The sequence below is a fragment of the Flavobacterium sp. T12S277 genome (genome assembly GCF_048514875.1).
GTDB lineage: Bacteria > Bacteroidota > Bacteroidia > Flavobacteriales > Flavobacteriaceae > Flavobacterium.
Genome location: NZ_JBLYEG010000048.1, coordinates 1 through 4,077 on the forward strand (window position 1 = coordinate 1; position 4,077 = coordinate 4,077).

General features: G+C 35.9%; 2 protein-coding genes, 1 rRNA gene and 1 pseudogene. 3 read left to right on the forward strand and 1 reads right to left on the reverse strand.

Annotation, left to right across the window (positions count from 1 at the left end):
- The 3 genes and pseudogenes from ACN1CN_RS22580 to ACN1CN_RS22590 all read left to right on the forward strand — a co-directional run.
- Window positions 1-973, forward strand: a pseudogene (locus ACN1CN_RS22580) (hypothetical protein); the annotation flags it as partial.
- Window positions 958-2,817 (forward strand): hypothetical protein, encoded by a 1,860-nt coding sequence (locus ACN1CN_RS22585; RefSeq protein ID WP_419137922.1) that lies wholly within the window; start codon window positions 958-960, stop codon window positions 2,815-2,817. The pseudogene ACN1CN_RS22580 and the gene ACN1CN_RS22585, both read left to right, overlap by 16 nt.
- Window positions 2,818-2,875: 58 nt before the next feature.
- Window positions 2,876-3,781 (forward strand): glycerophosphodiester phosphodiesterase family protein, encoded by a 906-nt coding sequence (locus ACN1CN_RS22590; RefSeq protein ID WP_419137923.1) that lies wholly within the window; start codon window positions 2,876-2,878, stop codon window positions 3,779-3,781.
- 188 nt (window positions 3,782-3,969) lie between these two features.
- On the opposite strand, the gene rrf is transcribed toward ACN1CN_RS22590, so the two are convergent.
- Window positions 3,970-4,077, reverse strand: a 5S ribosomal RNA gene (rrf, locus tag ACN1CN_RS22595); the annotation flags it as partial.

Below are 4,077 nucleotides of genomic sequence, written 5' to 3' on the forward strand. Positions count from 1 at the left end.
AAAAAATATAGTTTTTAATCAAAACGGAGGTGGTCATTTTGCTCCGGAATTAGGTGGTCATTTTGAACTGGAATCAGGTGCTCACTTTAAAACGGAATGGGGTGATCAATATAACCGGAATTTGCAGTTAGGCAAAGGAGGTAAAAGTAATAATGTTTCTGTGGACGGTGCAGCTTTTAATAATGCTTTTGGCCTTGGATCGGAAGCAATTGGCGGATTGCCTGGAGGTAATGCAAATGCTCAGCCAATAAGCTTAGATGCAATCGATCAGATTTCTGTAGAATTGTCTCCTTATAATGTAAAAATTGGCGGTTTCACAGGCGCCAGTGTGAATGCCGTAACCAGAAGCGGGGACAATGAATTTAGAGGTTCTGTCTACAATTATTTCCGTAATCAGGGTATGGTAGGAGATAAAGTAAAAAATGCCAAAATTACCAATGCCAAATTTGAAGAGAATACTTTTGGTTTTAGATTAGGCGGCCCTATTATTAAAGACAAATTATTTTTCTTTGCCAACTATGAACAAACCAAAAGCTCCCGACCGGGAACAGTTTTTAAGGTAGCAGAACCGGGTTTATCAGGAGGGAATATCGCTACTATTAAAGCTGCTGATTTAGATGCTCTGGGGAACTACCTTAACTCGACTTATGGTTATAATGCAGGTAGCTACCAAAATTATAACCTGTACACAGAAAACAAAAAGTTTTTGGTAAAATTAGACTGGAATATTAGCGACAAACATAAAATGAATATTCGTTACAATCAATTGAAAGCTTCTGCTGATTCCGGAGTACCGAATGCTTTAAATAGTTTTGGTTTTAACAATAACGGAGCTTCCAGAAATAATGACATTTATTCACTTACTGCTGAATTGAGTAGCACTCTGAGTAATAAGGTAAGCACCCGTTTTTTGCATCATACACTTCTTTACCTGATTATAGAAAGTATTTTGGTAGTTTGTTTCCACAGGTAATTATTAATGATAACGGTAACACTTATACATTTGGTACCAACAACGCTGCACGTGGCAATCGGGTAGATCAGAAAATATTTCAGATACAAAATGATGTCACTATAAATCTTGGAAAACATAAAATTTCAACAGGAATAAGTTACCAGCTAATCGATCTTCTGAATGAATTTACTTTTAACCCGCAGGGTACATTTATCTTTAATTCATTACCTAGTTTTTATAATAGTTCCCCTATTGGGACAATAACACCTTTGGGGGTAAGTTCTGGTTCAGGATTGCCAACTGCATATTCATTAGGATATACGTTGCAGCCTGGTCGTACTGTAACCTTAGATAAAGCGAAATTTGTTCAGTTTGGAGTTTATATGCAAGATGAGTTTTTTCCGACTGAAAAATTAAAAATAACAGCAGGAGTAAGAGCAGATGTTACTGCTTTTTTGACCAACCCTCAAAATAATCCTGCCGTTCCTGGTTACAATTTTCAAAATGCTATAGGTGAATTGGAAAAATACAATACAACAAATACTCCGCGTACAACTGTTTTGATTTCGCCAAGGGTTGGTTTTAACTGGGATATAAAAGGAGATAGAACACTACAACTTAGGGGAGGTTCAGGAATCTTTTCAGGTAACATCCCATTTGTATATATTAAAACAGGTTTTATAAATGGTCTCAACGAGGGAGCAATTAATGCGCCAACAGCTGCTCAAGCTGCAGCCTATCCATTTAATCCCGATCCAAGAGCTTATATTCCAACTGATGGGAAAATGGCCGCCAATTATGAATTAAATTTCATTGCCCCCAACTTTAAACTGCCGCAAACTTTCCGCAGCACCTTAGGACTTGATGCTAAACTTCCGGGAAATATAATCGCATCTATTGAAGCAGTTTACAGCAGCGATATTAATGCTCCTTATTATAGAAATGCAAACTTAAATTATAATACAAGTACTACAAGTCCGGATGGGAGGCTGAAATATACATCAGCCCGCATCAATCCCAATATTACCGGTGCATATGTTTTAGACAATATAAGCAAAGGGAGTCAATTCTTTCTAACAGAGTCTATTAGCAAACAATTTAGTAAAGATTTTGCAGTCTCATTGTCTTATACTTATGGAGAGTCAAAAGACGTATACCCCCTTAGAAGTACTATAGCGTCGGGAGCATTTAATGCTATTCAGGTGGTCGGAAATCCCAATGTACCCGTAAAGAATTACTCAGATTATGACCTTCGTCACAGAATAGTGGGAAGTCTAAATTATAGAATTTCTTATGCTAAGGATAAAATGGCTTCAAGTATTGGTATTTTCTTTGAGGGAGCGCAACAAGGAAGAGGAACTTATGCTTATGGAGGAACAGGAAATGTAAATCAGGATGGGTCGAATGCAAATGACTTAATTTTTGTACCACAAAATCAATCACAAATTAATCTAGTAGCTTCGAGTACAGCAACAGTTGAACAACAATGGGATGCTTTAGACAGATTTATCTCGAATTCAAAGTATTTAAAAAACAGAAGAGGTCAGTTTGCCGAAAGGAATGGTATCCTGTTACCCTGGTATTATCAGGCCGACATAAAATTCTCGCAAGATTTTAGCGGATTACTACTTAAAAATAAAAATACCTTACAGGTAACGGTTGATATTATAAATTTCACCAATTTAATCAATAAAAATTGGGGAGTATATAACACAATTGCAAATACGACCCCAATCACAGCTCTTAGCGCCACAACATTTCAGGTAAATCCTGTTTTGTTACAAAGAGGAGAGTTTATTCAGGATAATGGATTGAATTCCCGTTATAGAATACAGGTAGGTGTAAGATATTCATTTAACTAAAAGGTTCAAACTAGAGAACTAATTGTAATATGGAATTAGTTCTCTTAAATTTTAAAATATGAAACATTTTTTTTATTCATTCTTACTTCTTTGCAGCTCATTATTTTTATTCAGTGCTTCTAACTTTTATACTGACAGCTGCAGAAAAAAAAATCAGTCCCTTCAGGATTATTTTAAATGGAAACCCGGTAAAACTTATCCCATAATTATGGGGCATAGAATGGCTCCTGTATCAGGTTATGCTGATAATGGTTTTAAAACATTAGAGTATACTCAAAAAATAGCTCCATGCATCGTACAGGAAATGGATGTGCGCATGACTAAAGATCATGTTTTAGTAATGCTACATGATGCGACTTTAGACCGAACAACAACAGGAAAAGGAAATTTAACTGACTTTACTTTTAAGGAACTCAATAATTTCGAGCTCAAAGATATTTACGGAAGAATTCTCAAAGGAGAGCATATTCCCACTTTATCTAAAATCCTTCAGTTTGTAAAGAAAAAGAAGATGATTGTTGCTCTTGATATGAAAAAAGGGACCGATCCCGAAACATTAATGAGAGAGGTAGTTAAATCAAAAACATTAGATAATGTTATTATTATTTGCTATACTCTTAATGATGCAATAATACTTAGCAAAATGTATCCTAAATTAATGCTGGCTTTGGGGTTTAATAGCTTGGATGATATCGAGACTATAAAGCACTCAGGATTGCCTTTTGAAAATCTTATTGCTTTAACTCCAAATGAGTTAAAAGAAAAAACATTCTATGATCAAATACACTCTATGGGAATAATGGTTTCATTTAGTGCTCAGGGAGGTGTTGACCTTGAACGTTCAGAAAAAAAGGGCACAAGTTATCAAAAGGTATTTGATCGTGGTGGAGACATTATTTGCACTGATAGTTTGGAAAACGTATTAAAGACATTTTCATTAAAAAAAAATAGCAAAAAGCACTAAATGCTACAGCATAAAAAAATCCGCTTTAATCCGCGTTTTCGCGCAGCGAATCAGTACAATCCACGGTCTATTTTTTTACCACAAAGAGCATAAAGTTTTACGCAAAGGATTTATTAGTTCAGATAAAAAATACAAAACCAATACAAAACAAAAAACCCTGTTTCTATTCGAAACAGGGTTTTTAAAAAGAAAGGCGACGACATACTCTCCCACATAACTGCAGTACCATCTGCGCAGGCGGGCTTAACTACTCTGTTCGGGATGGGAAGAGGTGAGCCCCGCCGCAATAACCACCT